This window comes from Borrelia turcica IST7 (assembly GCF_003606285.1).
Taxonomy (GTDB): Bacteria; Spirochaetota; Spirochaetia; order Borreliales; family Borreliaceae; genus Borrelia; species Borrelia turcica.
Genome location: NZ_CP028884.1, coordinates 593516 through 614274, shown reverse-complemented (window position 1 = coordinate 614274; position 20759 = coordinate 593516). Strand labels below are relative to the sequence as shown.

General features: G+C 29.7%; 19 protein-coding genes, 1 tRNA gene and 2 pseudogenes. 7 read left to right on the top strand and 15 right to left on the bottom strand.

Annotation, left to right across the window (positions count from 1 at the left end):
* Positions 1-48: 48 nt before the first annotated feature.
* The 3 genes from DB313_RS03005 to DB313_RS02995 are packed head-to-tail and all read right to left on the bottom strand — an operon-like array spanning position 49 to position 2832.
* Positions 49-894 carry an ABC transporter permease gene (locus tag DB313_RS03005; protein ID WP_120104357.1) on the bottom strand — a complete coding sequence of 282 codons (846 nt, stop codon included), beginning with the start codon at positions 892-894 and terminating at the stop codon, positions 49-51.
* A complete protein-coding gene (locus DB313_RS03000; RefSeq protein ID WP_120104356.1) occupies positions 887-1705 on the bottom strand; it encodes an ATP-binding cassette domain-containing protein in 819 nt (272 codons plus the stop codon). The genes DB313_RS03005 and DB313_RS03000 overlap by 8 nt, the downstream gene beginning before the upstream one ends.
* Before the next feature lie 59 nt (positions 1706-1764).
* Positions 1765-2832 (bottom strand): glycosyltransferase family 2 protein, encoded by a 1068-nt coding sequence (locus DB313_RS02995; RefSeq protein ID WP_120104355.1) that lies wholly within the window; start codon positions 2830-2832, stop codon positions 1765-1767.
* A 219-nt stretch (positions 2833-3051) separates the two neighbouring features.
* Here DB313_RS02995 and pyrH point away from each other — a divergent pair, with 219 nt between their 5' ends.
* Together pyrH and DB313_RS02985 are read left to right on the top strand one after the other, a co-directional pair.
* A complete protein-coding gene (gene pyrH / locus DB313_RS02990; protein WP_120104354.1) occupies positions 3052-3741 on the top strand; it encodes a UMP kinase in 690 nt (229 codons plus the stop codon).
* A gap of 8 nt (positions 3742-3749) precedes the next feature.
* Positions 3750-3833 (top strand) — tRNA-Leu (locus DB313_RS02985).
* Positions 3834-3968: 135 nt separating this feature from the next.
* Here DB313_RS02985 and DB313_RS02980 read toward each other — a convergent pair.
* The 8 genes and pseudogenes from DB313_RS02980 to DB313_RS02950 all read right to left on the bottom strand — a co-directional run bounded on the left by DB313_RS02980 (position 3969) and on the right by DB313_RS02950 (position 11879).
* On the bottom strand, positions 3969-5312 hold the full coding sequence (locus tag DB313_RS02980; RefSeq protein WP_120104353.1) for a Sapep family Mn(2+)-dependent dipeptidase: 1344 nt from the start codon (positions 5310-5312) through the stop codon (positions 3969-3971).
* Between the two features lie 117 nt (positions 5313-5429).
* The gene (locus DB313_RS02975; RefSeq protein WP_120104352.1) at positions 5430-5804 is read right to left on the bottom strand and encodes a response regulator; all 375 of its coding nucleotides are present in this window, start codon (positions 5802-5804) and stop codon (positions 5430-5432) included.
* Positions 5805-5841: 37 nt separating this feature from the next.
* The gene (locus tag DB313_RS02970) at positions 5842-7611 is read right to left on the bottom strand and encodes a BB0569 family chemotaxis protein (protein ID WP_120104351.1); all 1770 of its coding nucleotides are present in this window, start codon (positions 7609-7611) and stop codon (positions 5842-5844) included.
* Positions 7611-8762, bottom strand: a complete 1152-nt coding sequence (locus tag DB313_RS02965) for a chemotaxis protein CheB (protein WP_120104350.1) — start codon at positions 8760-8762, stop codon at positions 7611-7613. Before DB313_RS02965 ends, DB313_RS02970 begins: the two co-directional genes overlap by 1 nt.
* A 55-nt stretch (positions 8763-8817) precedes the next feature.
* Positions 8818-10014 (bottom strand): annotated as a pseudogene (locus DB313_RS06600) (chemotaxis protein CheA); the annotation flags it as partial.
* Positions 10015-10193: 179 nt separating this feature from the next.
* Positions 10194-10989, bottom strand: a pseudogene (locus DB313_RS06595) (Hpt domain-containing protein); the annotation flags it as partial.
* 24 nt (positions 10990-11013) lie between these two features.
* Positions 11014-11325 carry an STAS domain-containing protein gene (locus DB313_RS02955; protein ID WP_120104348.1) on the bottom strand — a complete coding sequence of 104 codons (312 nt, stop codon included), beginning with the start codon at positions 11323-11325 and terminating at the stop codon, positions 11014-11016.
* A gap of 14 nt (positions 11326-11339) precedes the next feature.
* Positions 11340-11879, bottom strand: a complete 540-nt coding sequence (locus DB313_RS02950) for a chemotaxis protein CheW (RefSeq protein ID WP_120104347.1) — start codon at positions 11877-11879, stop codon at positions 11340-11342.
* A 199-nt stretch (positions 11880-12078) separates the two neighbouring features.
* Here DB313_RS02950 and DB313_RS02945 point away from each other — a divergent pair, with 199 nt between their 5' ends.
* The 4 genes from DB313_RS02945 to DB313_RS02930 all read left to right on the top strand — a co-directional run bounded on the left by DB313_RS02945 (position 12079) and on the right by DB313_RS02930 (position 14637).
* Positions 12079-12657 (top strand): BAPKO_0422 family outer member beta-barrel protein, encoded by a 579-nt coding sequence (locus DB313_RS02945; RefSeq protein WP_120104346.1) that lies wholly within the window; start codon positions 12079-12081, stop codon positions 12655-12657.
* Positions 12658-12738: 81 nt separating this feature from the next.
* Complete coding sequence (locus DB313_RS02940; protein WP_120104345.1) at positions 12739-13254, top strand: DUF3996 domain-containing protein; 516 nt, start codon at positions 12739-12741, stop codon at positions 13252-13254.
* A 143-nt stretch (positions 13255-13397) separates the two neighbouring features.
* The gene (locus DB313_RS02935) at positions 13398-13916 is read left to right on the top strand and encodes a BAPKO_0422 family outer member beta-barrel protein (protein ID WP_120104344.1); all 519 of its coding nucleotides are present in this window, start codon (positions 13398-13400) and stop codon (positions 13914-13916) included.
* A gap of 181 nt (positions 13917-14097) precedes the next feature.
* On the top strand, positions 14098-14637 hold the full coding sequence (locus tag DB313_RS02930; protein ID WP_120104343.1) for a BAPKO_0422 family outer member beta-barrel protein: 540 nt from the start codon (positions 14098-14100) through the stop codon (positions 14635-14637).
* A 15-nt stretch (positions 14638-14652) separates the two neighbouring features.
* On the opposite strand, the gene gnd is transcribed toward DB313_RS02930, so the two are convergent.
* Entirely contained in the window at positions 14653-16047 is a 1395-nt protein-coding gene (gene gnd, locus DB313_RS02925; protein WP_120104342.1) for a decarboxylating NADP(+)-dependent phosphogluconate dehydrogenase, read from the bottom strand.
* 117 nt (positions 16048-16164) lie between these two features.
* Here gnd and htpG point away from each other — a divergent pair, with 117 nt between their 5' ends.
* A complete protein-coding gene (gene htpG, locus DB313_RS02920) occupies positions 16165-18012 on the top strand; it encodes a molecular chaperone HtpG (protein WP_120104341.1) in 1848 nt (615 codons plus the stop codon).
* Positions 18013-18045: 33 nt separating this feature from the next.
* On the opposite strand, the gene crr is transcribed toward htpG, so the two are convergent.
* From crr to DB313_RS02905, 3 genes are read right to left on the bottom strand one after another with little or no spacing between them, the layout of a single operon-like run.
* Positions 18046-18615, bottom strand: a complete 570-nt coding sequence (gene crr / locus DB313_RS02915) for a PTS glucose transporter subunit IIA (protein ID WP_120104340.1) — start codon at positions 18613-18615, stop codon at positions 18046-18048.
* 2 nt (positions 18616-18617) lie between these two features.
* Entirely contained in the window at positions 18618-20339 is a 1722-nt protein-coding gene (gene ptsP / locus DB313_RS02910) for a phosphoenolpyruvate--protein phosphotransferase (protein ID WP_120104671.1), read from the bottom strand.
* Between the two features lie 16 nt (positions 20340-20355).
* Entirely contained in the window at positions 20356-20616 is a 261-nt protein-coding gene (locus DB313_RS02905) for an HPr family phosphocarrier protein (protein WP_120104339.1), read from the bottom strand.
* Positions 20617-20759: the final 143 nt, after the last annotated feature.

Here is a 20759-nt window from a genome sequence, read left to right as displayed (position 1 = left end):
TTTATTTAAATAAAAAGAACTAAATATTAAAAATAACATTAAAAAGCATTAATATAGTAAAGCTAAAGATACTACTAATAAAAAGAATAGCACAGAGAAGAAAGAAATTAATCCTAATAAAATTACTAAATTAGTTCTGCTGTTTAAGTTTCCCAAGTTTCTAAGAACGAAATATGCAAAAAAATACAACAAAAATGAAAAACACATAGAACTAGCATGAAACAAAAACAAATAATGGCCTTTATCTTTAACGCTAAAATTATATATAACTTTAAATAAATTATTATCCGTAAAAAATATAACAAAACTAAAAAAAGCTTCCAACAAGATATAAAACAAGACACTTATAATCACAGCCTTTAAAAAAGGATAACTTTTAAATAAAAGCCTAGATATTAAAAAGATAGGAAAGGCCATTAAATAATTGATATAAGTCATTTTAAAAAATTTAAAAAGAAGCCCTACAGAAAAATAATCCGTCATATTTTCTTTTAAAAAAATACTATCTAATAACACAGTAAAATTTAGGCTTAGATAGTAACAAAGAATTAAAAACAAAGGTAGACTAAATAAAAATTTAAACAAAACAAAAAAATATCTCTCTAATGTCGACACAGGAAGAGATAAATAAAACACACTTGTGAGTGAATCATGAATCGACTTATAATGTTCAAACATCATATATATTGATACAATATAAGACGAAGTAAAAAATAAAAACATAATTCCATCAATAACAGGAATATCAATTAAACTAAAATCATAATAAAACCTTAAAAAAAGATGCATTAAATTCATAACACCAAAGATTGAAACAAAACAATAAAGATATAACCTCTTATTATAAATAAAATCCATATTTAAAAGCCTATAAAACCTTTTCAAACTAAACATCTGCAAAATCCCTTACTTTACCACTAGTCACATACAAAAAGAAAAACTCAAGGTCAACATCGTTATCACTAAACCCACTTTCCAAATAAAGCGCCCTAAACCCATCTCTTACTTCCTCATAATAAAGTTCTTCTCCAGTCAACTTATCTACGATTTTAACTTTATAGTTCTCATTAATATAAGAAATTGAATTTGAAAAAAGAACATTTTTATTATCAATAATAGTTAAATGATCTACGATATCTACTAAATCTCTAACATTATGTCCTGTAACAAAAACCATCCTGTTTTTTAAGCTACTTATGACACTTCTAAAAACATTCTTTGAAGCAATGTCAAGACCATTTGTAGGTTCATCAAATATTAAAACAGGAGTATTTGTAGCGATAGCTACAGCAATAATACTCTTTTTTTTCTGTCCATATGAAGAAGATGCAAATTTGAGACTAATATCTAGCTCAAATTTAAATAAGTATTCCTTAAAATTTTCTTCTTGAAAATTTGGATAAAATATAGACAAAGACTTATAATAATCATTTAAAGAAAGGTTAGGTAACTTAAATTCTTCAGGAACAAAAAATAACTTCTCTAAATTTAAAGGATTTCTTGGGAAAACACTTAAAGAATTAAATAAAATTTTTCCATCTGATGAACTTAAAAGTCCACTAATAAGCTTCAACAGAGTAGTCTTCCCCACTCCATTTTTGCCAAGAATTAAGTAGGTCTGTGGCCTTGAAAAAACTAAATTTAAATCTGAGTAAATTTCATGCCCACCATAAGAAAAGGACACATCTAAACACTCTATGCTCACCTATACTCTCCCTGATATATAATAACTATCAAACAAGTCAATACTAATTACAAAAATCATTAATTCTTTAAAAAAACTCTATAAATAAATATAGAAAAATTAACATAGAATGCTGAACTAACATTCCACACCTTTAACATAACTCTTGGCAAGATTTGAATCTGGTTAAATCCGGAAGAATCCTGAAGACTTGTATAATACTCCCTAAACTTTTCACAACCTTTAATTTCATTAAGAACAGAAATAAGCTTTGCTTTATAAGCCTTATAAACAAGGCGATCTTTAATGCTCCAACCTACAATATAAATCTGCTTAAAAGAAATAAAATAATAAAGCTGTAAATAAAATTTCTTATAAAGTTCAAAATATTTTTCAAAAATTCTCTCATCTCTCAGTAAATTTTCTATTACTTTAAGAGTCTCACTAGTTCTACTTATTACACTAATTGAAGAACTGGCACTTCCTATTCGCTGAAAATTAGTATAAAAATAATTATTAACAAAAGAAACTCTACCCGCTTTCAAAAAAACATGAACTAAAAAACCTATATCTTCTAATATTACATTATGTAGACTAATATTATGATTTAAAATTAAATCTCTCCTAATAAGCTTATCCCAAAGCATGCCTACAACAAAATTTTTCTTAGAAAAACTAGCAAAAACAGTTGATAATAAATTTTCAAAAGCTTCTTTTCCAGTTATTGGATAATTGGGAAAAGGAAGTAAAGATTTTCTTTTAACATTTCTTGCAAGAAAATAAATATAAAACTGAGAACAAACAACATCTGAATTATCCGCCTTCGCCCTATTATACAATACCTCAAGCATAGTACTCTCAACCGTATCATCACTATCCCAATAAATTATATATTCCCCTTGAGCCTCCTCAAGCCCATTATTCCTAGAAGCAGCTATTCCCATATTTTTCTGATTAACAATTTTTATAAAGTCATACTTATCTGCATACTTTTGAGCTATTTGTAAACTATTATCGTAAGAACCATCATTCACCAATATAATTTCTTTATCTCTTAATGTTTGATTAACGGCATCCTTGATTATCAATTCAAGAGTCTTATCTGAATTAAAAAAGCAAATAATCACAGAGACTTTGTATTTATGCATAACATCCTCCCAAATAAATACTACCCTACAAAAGTCTGCACAGAATAATTTACCATTATTAAATAACATCTCATATCATAACATCCAAGCAAATATTGTACAGTATTAGTTAATGAATTTACATTATTTTAAACCTATTTTCAAATAAACTCCAATTATAATATATAATACAAGTTAAAATTGAAAAGTGTAATCTTTATTAAAGAACAAGGAGTTTCTGTGCTTAAAATAATTAGCCTTGGTGGCGGTGTGATTAATCCTGATAAAATCAATATAGAATACATTAAAAATTTCAGAAATCTCATTTTTAAATGGATTAAAGAAGATAATAGAAGAAAAATAATATTAATCACAGGTGGAGGCAAAACAGCAAGAGAATATCAAGATTCTTACAAACAAATCAACCCTGCATTTGAAAATGATGACCTTGATGAAATTGGAATTGAGGCAACCAAATTAAATGCCCAGCTTATTAGCAAATCAATGAAGCCACTCTGCATTGATGAGGTTGTTAGTGATCCCTCTCAAGACTTTAATTTTAAAGGAAATATACTAGTTGCATCGGGATGGAAACCAGGTTTTTCAACAGATTACATTACGGTAAAGTTTGCTGAGAAGTTTAAATCAAATGAAATAATTAATTTAACAAACGTAAATCAAATTTATGACAAAGATCCAAAAAAATTTAATGATGCAAAAGGGTTGAGCAATATTACTTGGAAGAAACTACAAGATATTGTTGGAAAAAATTGGGAACCTGGCTCAAATTTACCATTTGACCCAATAGCAACCAAATTAGCTTTAAAACTTGATCTTAAGGCTTATGTTCTAAATGGTCTTGATATTAAAAACTTAGAAAAAGTTTTTAATAAAAATGATGATTTTTTAGGTACTATTATAGTAAAATAAAATTTATTGCCGGTATGGCGGAATTGGTAGACGCGTCAGACTCAAAATCTGATGAGGGCAACTTCGTGTCGGTTCGACTCCGACTACCGGTATTTATAAGTAATACACATGTTAAATACAAATAATTTCTTAAGTAATACTCTAAATAAGATGCTATTTAGAAATATCAACTAATTAAAATACAAAAAGTAAGTATCTAAATTCTCAAAACATGAAAACCTAGATCTCTAACCATTAAGCTTTTTAATAGCTTCTTTATAAATTGAAACAAGCCTTAAAAGATCACTTTCTTTCATATATTCATTAGTTTGATGAGCTGTGCTTTCTGCTCCCTTAAACAAAGGACCAAATGCAACACAATTCTTTAAAGCCCTAGCATAAGTTGCACCACCAATAGCAATAGGCTTAGCATCACTTTCTCCTGTAAAGTCCTTATAAACTTCAATCAAAGTCCTAACAAAATTGGAATCAGAATCAACATAAATAGGGTCAAGATAAGAGACTTCATTATAATTTAAAGAATATGGCTTTAAAGCATCCTTTATTAAGCTTACTAAATCTTCTCTTCTAAAATCCACAGGATATCTCATATCAAAAGACAAAACTTGATTAGAAGTTTTAGATAAACTAATTTTTGTCAAACAAAGAGTAAGCTTTCCGGATTTTATATCTTCTAAGACTTTACCAAACAATTTTTCACCATTAATAGTAAACCCAATTTTATCTTCAAAGAATTTAATAAAATTAGCCTCTACCCCTAAAGTTTTAATGATGCTTAATGCATAAGGAGCAACATTAACGCCAAGCTCTGGCAATGAAGCATGCGCCGAAACACCATGAATCACAACATTATGTTCAGAAAATTTATACCTAATCTTATCTCCAAAACTATCAAGTAAAATTCTAAAGTCATCTCTATTAGAATCCCCAAGTTCAAAAGAGCATTCTTCAGGAATCACATTATATCCAGTGCCAAGATTAAAATCCATAAAAAACTTTTCATTACTAATAATATCAAACTGTAATAACCCCTTCTCTGCATTAACAACTGGAAAATCCGCATCAGGAGTAAAAGAAAAATCAGGCAGTACTTCCCTCTTCTTATACTGCTCAATACAACGCCATAAAGTTTCCTCATCTGTCCCAAAAATCATCCTAAATCTTTTCTTAAAAGAAAATCCCTCCATAGCTAACAATTTAAAAGCATAAAGAACAGCCACCAAAGGACCCTTATCATCTAAAATACCTCTAGCATATACATTCCCATCTCTAAAATTCAAGGTAAAAGGATCTGACTGCCACTGAGATACATTTCCAACATCAACAATATCAATGTGACCTAAAATACCTATAAGTTCATCTCCCTTCCCTATCTCAGCAAACCCATAATATCCATCCTTAGCTTTGTGAACCTCAAAACCAATACCTCGAGCCATTTCTAATACCTTATCTAAACATAAATCAATTTGTTCACCAAAAGGCTTATTTTCTAAAGGAGAACCTGTTACACTATTAAACTTAATTAATTCTCCTAAGTCAAAATAAAATTGTTCCTTTAACTTAAAATTCATAAGAGCACTCCTATAAAATTAAATCCTTATATTTTATATTTCAAAAATATAAAATATAAACAACCAATTATACGTAAAGCAAAACCAAAATCTTAAATGTAATTTTAGAAACAAAATCTAGAATATTTTTGATATCGTTTGCATAAGAGTATCCGGATTAAAAGGTTTAACAAGCCAACCAGTAGCCCCCGCCTTACGACCCTCATCAACTTTTGATTGCTCAGACTCAGTTGTAAGAACAAGTATTGGAACAAAACTTCCAAATTCTCTTATCTGTTTAATTACCCCTATTCCATCCAAATTAGGCATATTTATATCCGTAATAATAAGATCAAAGTCCTTGTCACTCTGCCCAACAGCTTCCTTAAACTTAGTTACACCATCCAAACCATCTTCTGCCTCAGAAACTCCAAAACCATTCTGTTCTAAAATATAAGCAACACTTTGTCTAATAGCCCTATTGTCATCTATGACTAAAATTCTTTTTTTCATGTGACACTCCTAAAACCTCTCCATAAGTATATAAAAATTAAAATAAAATTACACTACCTTCATCCAATGATTGAACATCTTTTTCATCCTCAATAAGAGATAATAAATGCTTTTTGTGTATAAATAAAGTAAATCTATTAGCAATTCTTCGAACAAATTCCTTATCATCAATCTCAACAGAGTCAACACCACTCTTAGCCAACTCTAAGTTAAGCTCATAATTAATATCTTTCTCCATATTAATTATGAGCTCTTCAATATCTAAAAGGCCACTTTTCAAATTTTTAATATTGTAAACTTCTGTTTTTATTTCTTCAAATATTTCTAAAAAATCAACCGAAAATATTTCATAAGATAAAATATTATCAATAGCAATATTTTTTATCTCAATAATATTACTCTTTATCTCCATAAATAACTTTTTAAATTTATTAAAATAATTCTTTTCAAGATAAAATCTATTGTCATAATCCTTTACAACTTTTTCAAAGAAAAATATTATTTGATCTAAAAATTCTCGTCCTTTATTAATATTTAAATCAATATTGCCTATAATCTTTGACATCTCAGAAATATTACCTTCCATATCTTCAAGTTCAATTCTCTTTACAACCTCTATTTTAGAAGCTATATTGATATTTTGAAATCTAGCAGAAATAGCTGCAATATTTGAAAACATAAACTCTAAAGACTTAACAAACTTAATCTGTTCATAATAAAGACTTAAAAAATTGGAATTATTTTTTTCAACATCATCTATTCTTTTAAGTAAATTCAACAAAATAACTGAAAAAGATTCTACTGTTCTTGCTATGTCAATATGCAAAGAGTTCTCTGATTTCAAATCATTAATAGTCTGAATAGACGAAATAGATGCATCTACAAATTCCTCAAAGACAACCAAATTTTCATCTAACTTACTAATAACATCCCTAACTATCATCTTGGATGTATCTGTAAAAATAGACAAAAATTTCAATTTCTGAAGTTCACTAATATCTCTAAATTTAAAAACATCAATATTCGAATACATAATATTTAAATGATACAAAGATTGAGTAAGTCTATCTTGAAACTGAAGATAAGAGACAGCATTTACAAATTTGAATTTAAACTCATTAAGTATATCCAATATGCTGTCATAAAAAGCAATAACCTCTCCAATCTGTCCTGAAAATTCATCTATATTCTTCATCAAATTATCTTTAAATTCTTCAAGAATCTTATTCTCAGCCATATTATTTTCACGTACCTGCTCCTTAGCACGATCAAGTCCAACCTTAATATCCCGCCCTCTACTAGTAAGCTGGTCTGCTTGCTTGATCATAGACTGAGTCAAAATTTTAATTTCATTTGTAATGTAAGAAAAAGCCCCCCCTGCTCTCCCAGCTCTCAATGCAACCGTTAATGTATTAATAGACATTATCTCCATATCAAGAGAACTTTTTTTCATCTTTTCAATAACATCTTCAAGTATTTCTATGTCCTTAACCTTATCTTTTATAACGCTAAACTGAGTTTCAAGTGAATCAGTTGAAGAATTAAAATAAGACACAAAATCATTCAACACTCTTATTACTTTATAAATAAAATTATTTAAAGAATAATCATTGTCAATATCAAGATCGGAAATAAAACCAACATTAAAAGATAAATCTTTAATATCTTTTGAAAGCTTCTCTATTAATTTAGGAATTGATTTACTTAAATTTGAATAAACTTGCCTTGACCTAGCATCAAAACTTTCAAGTTCAGAAAATAATTTACTAATGTAAAGGTCAACATCCAAACGCTTATCTTCACTCATTAAGATCTCCTCAAAATATATTCTGATATTTTATTTAAAGGAAGAATCTTGTCTACAGCACCTATTTTTATTGCCTCCATAGGCATTCCAAATACCACAGATGTTGTTTGATCTTGAGCAATATTATATGCACCACTATTCTTCATCTCAAGCATACAACTAGCTCCATCATCTCCCATTCCCGTAAGCATAACCCCAATAGCATTCTCTCCAACATACATAGCAGCAGAACGAAACAATACATTAACAGACGGCTTGTGTCTACTAACTAAAGGACCATCCAATAAATTAACAAAATAGTTCCCATTACCATATTTTACAATTAAATGATAATTACCATTTGCAATTATTACAAGACCCGGCTTTAAAATATCTCCATCCTCAGCCTCTTTTACCTCAACTTCAAATTCATTATTCAAGCTTCTTGCAAAAGATGTTGTAAATCCTCCTGGCATATGTTGAACAACAACAATAGGAGGAGAATCTTTTCTAAAAGACTTTAAAAACACTCTCAAAGCTTCAGTGCCTCCTGTTGAAGATCCAACAAAAATCACTTTTCCCGTTCTTTGTCTATTAATAACACCTTGATACTTTAAAATAACATCTGGATCATTCTTGGGAGAAACATTAATAACATCCGAAACTTTATAACTCTTTGTTACACTAGAAATATCTGTATTAGATTTTTTAATCTCAGGCTTAATAGAAAAATCAGGAGCTTTAATCCTCTTAACATCAAAAGAAGTAATAAGTTTTTTATTTCCAAGCTTTTTAACCTCAGATTTTACTAAATCTAAATAATTACTTCTAAATAAGTTGACGGTAAGCTTAAAATTAAGTTTATTTATTATTAACTTGACTTTATCTTTCTTAGTCTCAAGCAATCCAAATTTTGGGCAAACTTCATCTTCTGCTATAAATACAACAGGAAGTGAAATATTATTAAGCACATTATTAAGAGCACTTCCAAAATTAGACCTAGCACTATTCTCATCAATAATAACTAAATCGGGAAATTTTTGTAAAAAAACATTAATAAGGTTTAAAGAATTAGAACCCGGATTTAATACTTCAACATCCAAATCTTTATTAAAAGCTCTAACAAAAACTTGTCTTATTAGACCCTGATTATCAACTATCAATATTTTCATTATTATCTCTTAGTATACTCTACATTCACAAAACCCAAAATACACAATAAGCATACTATTTTATAATTTTAGTTATCGTATCAATATCTATTACCAACGCTAAACTACCGTCTCCAAGTATTGTAGCTCCAGAAACTCCTTCTACCCTAGAATAAACTTTACCTAAAGCTTTTATAACAGTCTGATGTTGACCCAACACTTGATCAACTACAATTCCTATCTTGCCACTATTAGTATTAACAACAACAACATGTTCACTATAACTTTTTTCATTAGATATCTCAAAAAACTCTCTCAGACGTATATAGCTAATCATACTGCCTCTATAATTCATAACATTATTATTACTCTCAAGGCCACATTTCTTAGACATCAATTTATCAGCTTCAAGACAAGATTCAACACTAGAAAGAGGAACAATAAAATGCTCTTCTTTTACTCTCACCAACCAACCCTCAATAATTGCCAAGGTTAAAGGAAAGACCAATTTCGTCCTAGTATATTTTCCAAGCTCACTTTCAAGAATAACATTGCCTCTTAAAGACTCCACCTGCTTCCTAACAACATCCATCCCAACACCACGTCCAGATATACTTGTCACAACACTAGCAGTTGAAAATCCAGGTTCAAAAATTAAATTATAAACATCAATTTCCGATAAAGTTTTTGAAACAGCTTCAGATATTATATTTTTTTCTATAGCTTTTTTAATTATTTTACGCCTATCAAGGCCCCTACCATCATCCTCAATAACCACAATAACAGAATCTCCCGATTGATGTGCAGAAAGCTTAATTACACCTTTAGGGTCCTTACCAGCCTCTACTCTCTCATTAGTTGACTCAATTCCATGGTCAATTGAGTTTCTTATTAAATGCACCAAAGGCTCATTCAACTTTTCAATAATACTTTTATCAAGAACAGTATCACCGCCCTGAGTTTGATAAAGAATTGATTTTCCAAGCTGAGCAGATAAATCTTTAACTATTCTTTGAAATTTTACAAATAAAATTTCAATAGGAACTGTTCTAAGCCCTGTAGTATAATCTCTAAGCTCATTAATAAGCAAAGAAAATTCAGCTGAAATTGAATTTAAAACATTACTATTTCTATTCTCAGATTCCTTTGCAAGCTTAGATTGAATTGTCACAAGTTCACCAACAAGATTTACTAAATGATCTAATTTTTTTGAATCAACCTTAATACTTGCAATATTTACCTTACTCTTAGCAGTAGCATCATTAAAATTAAAACTGCCTCCATCCCCCCTAGGTGCTGTTTTATGCTCAATTCCTCTTGGTTTTGATACCACCTTTTGCTTTACAGAAGATATTTCATTGAGCATCTTTTCTTCTTTAATTTCATCTGTATTATCTAACAATAAATCAAGTTCATCTTCAGGTATTTCATAAAATTCATCAACTTCCTCAACAATAACCTTTGATTGCTCATTTAAAAAAACAAAAACATCTTCTATAGCACTTTTACTCTCTTCTGTCTCTAATTTTATTTCCCATTTAACATAAACATTATCAGGAGATATTAACTCTAAATCAGGAATATCCCTTACTCTAGCCTTAATTTGTCCATTACCCAAATCCAATATCTTTTTTAGTAAATTGATTGGCTTGTGTCCATGAAACAAAACTCCCCTTGCAGGCAAGAAAAGAATTTTATAAATCTTAGTTGCAATATTTAAAGCTTCATCTTCAAATCCATCTTCTAAAGATGAATCAGACACAGCCTCACCCAGCTCTAAACTACTAGATGAATCTATTCGAGCTTCTCCATTAGAATTAGATTCCAATCCATTACTAAGTTCAAAATCAACAGAAAGCCCCATTCCCTTCTTAATTGTCTCTATTAATTCCTTTTCTCGAGTCTTAAATTCAACCTCATCAATATCCTCATCGCCTTCAATCAACTCGCGAATAAAATCAACTGCCATTAAAGTAGAATCAACAGTAACTTGACTAAATTCATCAGATCCTTCCTTAATAGGATCAAGTACAGTCTCTATCTCATGAACAAGAGAAGCAGTAAAATTAAACCCGAACATTCCAGCACTACCCTTTATTGTATGAAAATTCCTAAAAATAGAATTAATAACTTCTTGCCCTGATTCAAACTCAATATTAAGAAGTGCTTGTTCAATATCTGAGATGTTCTCTATAGACTCTTCTTTAAAAGAATCTTTAAATTTATCAATCATATCTCTACTATTCATAAGTTTCCCTTTAAATACATAAAACTAAAATTCAATCAAACTAAGTCCTAAATCCAAATTATCAACATCTTCAATATCATTTAAAAACCCACCATACAATAATGAACTTAAAACTTCATCAGATGGATATTCTATCTTTACAAATAAATTTCTATTCTTAGCATATTTATTGGAAGCATACAAAATTTGTATAAAAGTAATATCAATTTTTTCTACATTTGAAAGATTGATAGTAAGAGTATCCCCTTCTTGCATCTCTTTAAAAATATTTAAAAGATCCTCTTTAACTTTAAAAATGCTATTGATTACAAGTTCTCCCTCTGGCTTATAAAGCATAATGTTTAAAACTCCTATCTCTCATTATTAGGATCATATATTGTAGTATTTTTAAACTTGGAAAGTTCCTTAACATCGAATAAATTTTCTATATCAAGAATAATGATAAATCTATTTTTACTCTTGCCAATCCCTGAAATAAACCTTGCATTAAACCCCGTACCAACCTTCGGAGTATCATCAATATTAGCCGGATCTAATTCAAGAACTTCATTAACATAATCTACCAAAATCCCAAGATTAAATTCATCTCCCTCATATGTTAAGGTTAATATAATGATATTTGAAACATCAGCCTCTTTATTTTTCTTAATCTCCTCCTCACTAATCTTACGCTCTTCCATTCCAAATTGCTTTCTAATGTCGATTATTGGTACTATTTTTCCCCGATTATTAATTATTCCTGCCATATAATCAGGAGTTCTTGGTATTTTTGATATTTTAGTATACTCTAGTACTTCAACAACATATTTAATCTCAATAGCATAAAGTTCATCCAAACTAAACAAAAGATACTGACTTAACATACTTTGCAAATCTGTTTCTAATTCCATAAGTGCCTCTTAATGATAGAACTAATAAATAAGTAGAATGTCATAATGCTAATTACTGTAATCTCACATTATTTCACACACTGCTAATTACCAATTATAAATCAAAAATTTAAATACTAAATAAATGTGAAATAATGTTAAAACATTATTTATAATAAGCATATAAGCTAATATTTAATTAGCTTATTCAATAAAAAAAATGTTGAATAAAAAATTACTATTCATATTGTTTTTCTTAGAAGTACTTGTTTATTATGAACACATATTTTCAAAAGAAATTTTAGAAAATAATTCTACCAAAACTACAATAGAAGCTCCTTTTAGTCTTAATTCAAGAGAAAAGTTTGGTTTTGGATTTTTCTTCCCCTTTCCAACAGGTATAGAATTTAGCGTAAAAACTTTTGACATTGGTATAGGAATAATACATACAAGTATTACAAATCTTTTCTCAAAAGAATTTATGTTTTATACACATGCTCATTACATATTCTCAGACTTACACATTGTAAATACTTTCTTTTTCTTTATGGGTGTTGGTTTATTTTTAGAAATTGGCAAAATAACAGAAATATATGAACAAAGATCTTATTCAGGAATTAGCTATAAAATTGGATTATCTATTCCTTTTGGACTAAAATATAAAATATTAAGTGATAACTTTGAAATTAATATAAAAACCGCGCCCTCGCTTTTTATCGGCCAAACTCCTAATAAACAATTTATTTTTCCAATAAGAGGAGATCTATCTGTAGGAATAAAAGGATGGATTAAAAATTAAATTATTAAAACGGTCACACTAACACAAATCTGTTGAATTTCTCTAATCTAGGATTACATATTCTATAAAGGAGGAACAACTATGAAAAAAAAGATTATAGTCATTTTAATGCTAATGTTGTGTTTAAATTCTATTTTTGCAAATTCAACATCAACAGCAAGAAGTAAATTTGGGGTAGGTTTTTTATTACCGTTTCCTATTGTATTAGAATTAAACATTGGAAATGTCGATATAGATTTTGGTCTTTATAGTGGCGCAAACAATTTATTTAAGGATTGGAAAACTTTATTTCTTGCAGTAGATTACATTTTCTACACATATACCTTCCCAGGAGCAGCTAACATTCTAGATTTTGCTGTTGGAGGTGGGGCTTATGGTACTATATGGTTCTCAAGATGGAGTGATAATCAAGCAAACAGTGGGCCAATGAGTATAGGAGCAAGATTACCTTTACTTTTAAACCTCGCAGTGTCTAGGCAAAGATTCGATTTATTTTTAAAAGTAGCACCTGGCCTTGGATTAAACATTTGGAGCCAAGGAGTGGGATTTAGATGGGAAGTATTTGCAGGGATTGGATTTAGATTCTGGATCGTATAAAATCACGGATATGTACTAAGAAAAGATATTCTTGCTATTTCTCTTAGTACATATCCAAAATATCAAATAAAACTACTTATTTTCGTTTTAAAGTGTTTAAAGTATATACTTAACAATTAGAGGTTATAAGGATAAAGAGAAGTATGAAAAAAACAATGTTAATTTTAATCTTATTATTAGTATTTGTTCTTAATGCTTCAGCTAACGATTTATATACAAATCGAGGTTCTTTTGGTTTTGGAGTTGTGGGCCCTTTACCGAGCACATTTCAGCTCACTTTGGGGCCAAACATTGAAATAGAGATTGGAATTTACAATGGACTGAAAAATTTATTTAAAAATATTGATATAATATTTTCTTCTTTGGAATTTATTACTCCCACATATAATTTATTAGAGGATTCTAACATCATAGATATTGCACTAGGAATTGGTGTTTATGGGCTATGGTGGATATCAGAATGGAAGAATACTCAAACAATTTATAATTCTTTAAATATTGGAGGACGATTGTCTTTTATACTAAATATCTCAGCTAGTAAAAGACTATTTGATATCTTTTTAAAAGCAGGACCTGGCATCAATATTTGGGGAGGAGGAGGCAATTCAACTCAAAAATGGGAAATATTTGCAACGCTAGGGTTTAGGTTTTGGATTATATAAAATCTTATAACAACACCCCAACAAACCTAGTATTATATAATCACAACATTAAAATTTTTAAAATATTTCATTTAATTTTTAACTTAAACCTGAATAACAACCTTAGCATACTTTACAAAAACTTTATTTAATTTTTAAAACTAATATAATATAATAACAATTATTAACTATTGGAGGTTTAATGCAAAAATCAATACTAATAATATTTCTATTATTAATTACATGGACTAGTGCACTTGGAAGAAGTTCATTCTTAAATAGAGGAATAGGATTTGGAGGAAGTGTTGGAAATCCTATCTTAAATTATGTTATGTCCTTACCATTCATTGATATTGAAATAGGATATGGGGGTAGTAACGGAATAAATTTATCAGGACGCAAAATTAACTCAAAAAAATACGATTTAAACCTATTTGCACTCGCAGCTCTAGATTTAATATTCACAATACCCTTAATAGAAAGGTTATCTATCGGATTGGGTATTGGGGGGAGTCTACACATAGCATCTCACAAGTCAGATTTAATAAACATACAATTAGGATTTGGGTTTAGAACACCACTGGCCATTTTTTATGATTTAACAGAACAAGTAGAAATAGGATTTAAAATAGCACCTTCAATAGAATTTATATCAAATACAAGATCTCTTGCATATCATCATCTTTACGCAGGACTTAAAGCAAACATAATGGGAGGAATATTTGCCAAATATTATATTTAAAATATCCAACTTAAATTATTGCCAAGTACTATGAAAAAACTCACCTAGCTTTGAATCCAGTCTTTCAAATTTATGCGCACCAAAAAAATCTCGCTGAGCTTGAATTAAATTGGCTGGCAGGTAATTAGTAGAATAAGAATCTAGGAATGAAAGACTTGCATAAAATACTGGTAAAGGTATTCCAATTTCGCTAGCCTTTGATACTATTCGTCTTAAAGATTTATGATGCTTCTTAATTATTTCCAAGAAGTACTCATCAAAAAGCAAATTGATAAGATGGGGGTTTTTATCATAAGCTAATTTAATCTTTTCTAAGAAAACACTCCTAATTATACAACCCTCTCTCCAAACCAAAGAAATTTTTCCCAAGTTTAAATCCCAACCATAATTAATAGATGCCATCTTAAGCATCATAAAGCCCTGAGCATAAGCTAATATCTTTGAAACCAAAAGAGCATAATAAAGATCTAAAATCCAATCACTAAGGTCAAATTCAAAAGAACCCACATCCATTTTAAGGATATCACTAGCAATTACTCTCTCATGTTTTAGTGTGGATAAAACCCGTGCAAACACAGACTCAAAAATCAAATTTGCTGGCACACCCATCTCAAAAGCCTCAATTGAAGCCCACTTTCCAGTCCCCTTTTGACTTGCAACATCTAAAATCTTATCAAGTAAATATTCATTATTCTCCTTATATTTTAAAATGCTAGATGTTATTTCCACTAAATAACTAGAAAGCTCCCCCTCACTCCATTTCTCAAATACTTCTGCAATCCTTAAATTATCCAAATTAAAAGCTTTCTTCATAAAAAAATATGCCTCGCTAATAAGTTGCATATCCGCATATTCAATTCCATTATGAATCATCTTCACATAATGTCCAGCTCCATTATCACCAATATAAGCAGAACAAATATCTCCCGCTCGTGTCTTGGCTGCTATCTTATTTAAAATAGGTTCAACTAACTCATAAGCCTTTTTGCTACCACCATACATCAACGAAGGTCCAGACCGAGCTCCCTCTTCACCTCCTGAAATTCCAAGTCCAACAAAATAAATATCCTTAGAAAATAACTCTCTCTCCCTTCTCATTGTATTCTTATAATGAGAATTTCCACCATCAACAATAATATCAAATTTTTCAACTAAAGGTAGCATTTGTTCAATTACTTTATCCACAGCTGAGCTTGCTATCATTAAAATAATTTTTCTAGGTTTTTTTAAACTTTTAATAAAACTCTCAATATCTTTAAATCCATTAATCTTTTTATGAGCATTGTTTACAAGAAAAACTTCAGTCCTCTCATTATCTCTATTATAAACAGAAACATTAAACCCACTATCAGCTATATTTAAAGCCAAGCTACTACCCATAATACCTAATCCATAAATGCCAACATCCATCGCATTATCCCCTATTTTAACTTTCATTCAAAACAAAGCTACTTTATTCATTATTTTTAGATTATGTTATATTATAAAAAAAGTAAAGATAAACCATACGAAAGAGGAGAGAATTTCATGAAAAAACAATTTGACACAGAAGTTAATGATTTACTTTATTTAATCATACACTCGCTTTATTCCCATAAAGAAATATTTTTACGAGAATTAATATCAAACGCTTCTGATGCAATTGACAAACTTAAATTTTTAAATTTAACAAATGAAAAATTTAAGAGTATTAACTTAGACCCAAGGATAGAAATAAGCTTCGATGATAAAATCATTAAGATTAAAGACAACGGTATTGGAATGAATGAAGAAGATCTCATTAATCATCTTGGAGTAATTGCAAAATCAGGAACAAAAGAATTTATAAATAACTTAAAAAAAGATGAAAAAAACGCCTCAAGTTTAATTGGGCAATTTGGAGTTGGATTTTACAGTGCTTTTATTGTATCGGAAAAAATTGAAGTTAGAACAAAAAAAGCCCTAGAAGAGAATGCCTATATTTGGTCTAGTGATGGAAAAACAGGGTATGAAATAGAGAAGACAGAAAAAGATGATATGGGTACCGAAATAACTCTTTATCTTAATGAAGAAGGTACTGAATACGCCAACAAATGGAAAATTCAAGAAATAATAAAAAAATATTCAAATCATATCAACTATCCTATCTTCATTAAATATAGAGAACCTTTAATGAAAGATGGAAAGCAAGAGGGGTTTGAAGACAGAGAAGATAAAGTAAATGAAACTACGGCAATTTGGGTAAAAAACAAAAACGAAATTACCGATGAAGAGTACAATGAATTTTATAAAAATATAAGTTTTGACTATGAGAACCCACTTACCTATATTCATACAAAAGCTGAGGGAAGCATTGAATATATTAATCTTTTCTATGTTCCAAGCAAAGCTCCTTATGATCTATATTATCCAAATCCTAAATCCGGTGTAAAGTTATTTATAAACAGAGTTTTCATCACAGATTCTGAAGGTAGTTTACTTCCAAATTACTTAAGATTTATAAAAGGAATAATAGATTGTCAAGACTTACCGCTCAATGTAAGCAGAGAGATTTTACAACAAAATAAAATATTATCCAAAATAAAATCATCTTCTGTGAAAAAAATACTAAGCGAACTTGAGAAACTAAGTGAAACAGATTCTTCCAAGTTTACTGAATTTTCAAAAGAATTCGGAAGATGCTTGAAAGAGGGAGTTTATTCTGATTTTGATAACAGAGAAAAACTTATATCTTTAATTAGATTTAAATCTTCTCATGTAGATGGACTTGTGTCCTTAAAAGAATATAGAAACAGAATGATTGAGGGCCAAAAAAGCATATATTACATAACTGGGGGAAAAGAAAATATACTAAAAGCCAATCCGATTGTAAATGCCTATAAAGAAAGAGGATATGAAACTCTTATTATGGATGATGAACTTGATGAGGCTATTTTAAATTTCATTACAGAATATGACGGAATAAAGCTAAAAGCAATAAATAAAAACGAAACAAGTGACGAATTGAAAGATGAAAACTTCAAAAAAACCGAAGAAGAATTCAAAGACATCTTATTAAAAGTAAAAGAAATACTTAAAAATCATGTCAAAGATGTTTTGCTATCAGCAACACTAATAAAAGAACCATCCGCAATCATTATTGACAGTACTGACCCTACATATCAAATGCAAAGAATTATGCTATCAATGGGACAAGAAGTAAAGGAAACAAAACCTATTCTTGAACTCAATCCAAACAACAAAATCATTCAAAATTTAAAAAATTTAGATAGCGAAAATTTAGAAAAGATAAGTATTATACTTCTTGAAGAGGCAATGATAACTTCAGGCTTACCTAGCAAAAATCCAAGTCAATTTATCAATATTCTAAATGAAATTTTAGAGAAAAATATATAATATAAATAGGATCGGGATATAAAAACCCCTATCCTATTTTTTAACTCTAAGAACTAAATCCTTGCCAGCTTCAACAGGCTTAGTTTGAGATATCTTATTTCTAATGTCTTCTGTTAAAGAAGTAGAAGAAGGCAAAATATATTCAGACCCATCATCAAACTTTCCAAATACATACTCAATACTTGAAACTTCATCAGAATTTGCAATAACAACGGGAGTAACCACGGATTCCGCATGTGCCTTTAAGTAGTCAAGATCAAGTCTAATAACAACATCTCCCTGCTTTACACTAACACCTTCCTCAGCAACCCTTGTAAAACCCTTTCCATTTAAATTAAGAGTATTAATACCAAAGTGAACAAAAATTTCAACACCTTCTTTAGTTTCAAGACTAAAAGCATGATTTGTCTTAAAAATCTTACCAATAGTTCCATCACAAGGTGCAACTAACTCACTACCCGTAGGAACAATAGCAACTCCATCACCAACTATCTTCTCCGCAAATGCCTCATCCGGTACCTTATCAATTGAAACAACCTTTCCACTAACAGGTGCTATTAAATCCAAAGTAGCAACCTTTTTAAAAAAATCTAAAAACCCCATAACTAATCTCCTATAAATTTATCTAAATATTTTAAAGTCTCTGACTCTAATTTACTATTCAATACCTTGTTAGCTAACTTACTTAACTCAGATATTGTATATTTCTTTAGTAAATACTTAATCCTAAGTGAAGCACTAGGAACCATACTCAAAGATCTAAACCCAAGACCAACAAGAACTAAAGCTCCAGCTTCATCTCCCCCAAGTTCACCACAAACAGACACATCAATTCCAGAACTATTCCCAGCATCAAGGACATTCTTAATTAGTCTTAAAACAGCAGGATTATATTTATCATATAAATTTGATATTTTCTGATTACCACGATCTACAGCTAAAGTATATTGAGTCAAATCATTAGTTCCAATACTAAAGAACTTTAATTTACTAGAAAGTTCAGTAGCAATTAAAGCTGCAGAAGGTATTTCTATCATGCAACCTATTTCCAAATTCTCATCAAAAGGCAAATTCCTAGATTTTAAATTTTCCTTAGCCCTACCGACAAAATGCTCAATGATATCAATGTCCTCATACCTAGTAAGCATAGGCACCATTATTCTTACCTTTCCATAATGACTAGCCCTAAAAATTGCATTGAATTGAATTTGCACTAAATCTTCATAGTCCATATACATCCTAAGAGCACGATATCCCAGAAAAGGATTATCTTCTTTTGGAAAATGCAGATAAGGTATCTCCTTATCTCCCCCAATATCAAGAGTACGAATAGTAACAACACCCTTCTTCTCAATAGTCTCTACAACTTTCCTATAAGCTTCAAACTGTTCATCCTCCGTAGGTGGTTTTACAGATTCCATATATAAAAACTCTGTCCTAAAAAGCCCTATCCCCTCAAGTCCATATTTATTAACATAAGAAATATCCGAAGGAGTTCCAATGTTAGCCTTTAAAGCTATTGTAACACCATCTTTTGTCTCTGCTTGCTTATTTTTCAAAGAAAAAAGCTCTTTTTCAACTTCATTATGCTTCAATATTTTATTCATATACTTGTTAAGTTCACTAGATGATGGATTATTAATAACCATAGAAGAAAGCCCATCAATTATTAACTTATCACCATCCTTAATATTATTAATATCTAAGGAAGACATAACAAGAGCTGGAAGCCCCATTGTCCTTGCCAAAATAGCAGCATGAGAAGTTTCACCACCAACTGTAGTCAAAAATCCTTTAACATAACTTAAGTCAACTTGCATTGTATCAGAAGGAGTCAATTCCTCAGTAATCAAAATTACATCTCGCTTAATCTCAGAAAAATCTGTTACTTGCCCTAAAATATTTGAAATAAGCCTATTCCTAATGTCTCTAAAATCAGAAGCCCTCTCCTTTAAGTAAACATCCGTGTACTCTTCCATACCCTTAATCAATTCCTCAAAAGATAAATAAACAGCCCAAGCAGCACCACAATTTTCATACTTAATAAAATTTAAAACAGAATCTGCAAGCTCATCATCTTCAATAATCAACATCTGTCCTTCAAAAATACCTTCTTTATCAGCACCAAATTGATCTACCGCCTTCTTTGTAAGATTTTCAAGAACAGAAATAGCCCTAACCTTAGCGTCATTAAACTTTTTTATCTCATCATTAATTTGGGAAGAATTAATTTTTGATTTATCAATCAAATTATCAAAGTCTTTTCTAATAAAAAGAGCTTCGCCTATTCCTATCCCCTTAGATATTCTTTTTCCCGATAAAGTCATACAAAACCTTCCAAGCCTATTCTTTAAAAGATTCAATGAGTTCAGCAAGCTCAGTAGCAGCTCTCTCCTCATCATCGCCATCAGCACAAACCAAAATTTTCTTACCAGAAGATAATTCTAAGGTTTGCAAACGAAATAAGCTCTTCCCACTAACAGATTTTCCATCAGCTTCCACAGTTATATCGCTAGCATATTCCTTAGCCTTCTTTACAAATGTTGATGCTGGTCTTACATGTAAGCCATTAATAGCTTTAATAGTAGCTTCTTTTTTTACCATAAACTTAAGAACCCCTTTTTTTAATAATTATTTTTTATAAAACATTAATAAATTAACATTATAATACATAAAAGCGATTTGATAAATTAATTCTATTGGTTTTATATAAAACTACACCAAAAATTAATGATTATTTAATATTT

Excerpts from the sequence above, each read along its gene's own strand:
- DB313_RS02970 (WP_120104351.1), bottom strand. The coding sequence starts at position 7,611 with ATGAGTGAAGATAAGCGTTTGGATGTTGACCTTTACATTAGTAAATTA.
- DB313_RS02950 (WP_120104347.1), bottom strand. The coding sequence starts at position 11,879 with ATGGAATTAGAAACAGATTTGCAAAGTATGTTAAGTCAGTATCTTTTG.
- DB313_RS02945 (WP_120104346.1), top strand. The coding sequence starts at position 12,079 with ATGTTGAATAAAAAATTACTATTCATATTGTTTTTCTTAGAAGTACTT.
- DB313_RS03005 (WP_120104357.1), bottom strand. The coding sequence starts at position 894 with ATGTTTAGTTTGAAAAGGTTTTATAGGCTTTTAAATATGGATTTTATT.
- htpG (WP_120104341.1), top strand. The coding sequence starts at position 16,165 with ATGAAAAAACAATTTGACACAGAAGTTAATGATTTACTTTATTTAATC.
- DB313_RS02905 (WP_120104339.1), bottom strand. The coding sequence starts at position 20,616 with ATGGTAAAAAAAGAAGCTACTATTAAAGCTATTAATGGCTTACATGTA.
- crr (WP_120104340.1), bottom strand. The coding sequence starts at position 18,615 with ATGGGGTTTTTAGATTTTTTTAAAAAGGTTGCTACTTTGGATTTAATA.
- DB313_RS02980 (WP_120104353.1), bottom strand. The coding sequence starts at position 5,312 with ATGAATTTTAAGTTAAAGGAACAATTTTATTTTGACTTAGGAGAATTA.
- DB313_RS02940 (WP_120104345.1), top strand. The coding sequence starts at position 12,739 with ATGAAAAAAAAGATTATAGTCATTTTAATGCTAATGTTGTGTTTAAAT.
- DB313_RS02975 (WP_120104352.1), bottom strand. The coding sequence starts at position 5,804 with ATGAAAAAAAGAATTTTAGTCATAGATGACAATAGGGCTATTAGACAA.
- ptsP (WP_120104671.1), bottom strand. The coding sequence starts at position 20,339 with ATGACTTTATCGGGAAAAAGAATATCTAAGGGGATAGGAATAGGCGAA.
- DB313_RS02935 (WP_120104344.1), top strand. The coding sequence starts at position 13,398 with ATGAAAAAAACAATGTTAATTTTAATCTTATTATTAGTATTTGTTCTT.
- gnd (WP_120104342.1), bottom strand. The coding sequence starts at position 16,047 with ATGGATGTTGGCATTTATGGATTAGGTATTATGGGTAGTAGCTTGGCT.
- DB313_RS02955 (WP_120104348.1), bottom strand. The coding sequence starts at position 11,325 with ATGCTTTATAAGCCAGAGGGAGAACTTGTAATCAATAGCATTTTTAAA.
- DB313_RS02995 (WP_120104355.1), bottom strand. The coding sequence starts at position 2,832 with ATGCATAAATACAAAGTCTCTGTGATTATTTGCTTTTTTAATTCAGAT.
- DB313_RS02930 (WP_120104343.1), top strand. The coding sequence starts at position 14,098 with ATGCAAAAATCAATACTAATAATATTTCTATTATTAATTACATGGACT.
- DB313_RS02965 (WP_120104350.1), bottom strand. The coding sequence starts at position 8,762 with ATGAAAATATTGATAGTTGATAATCAGGGTCTAATAAGACAAGTTTTT.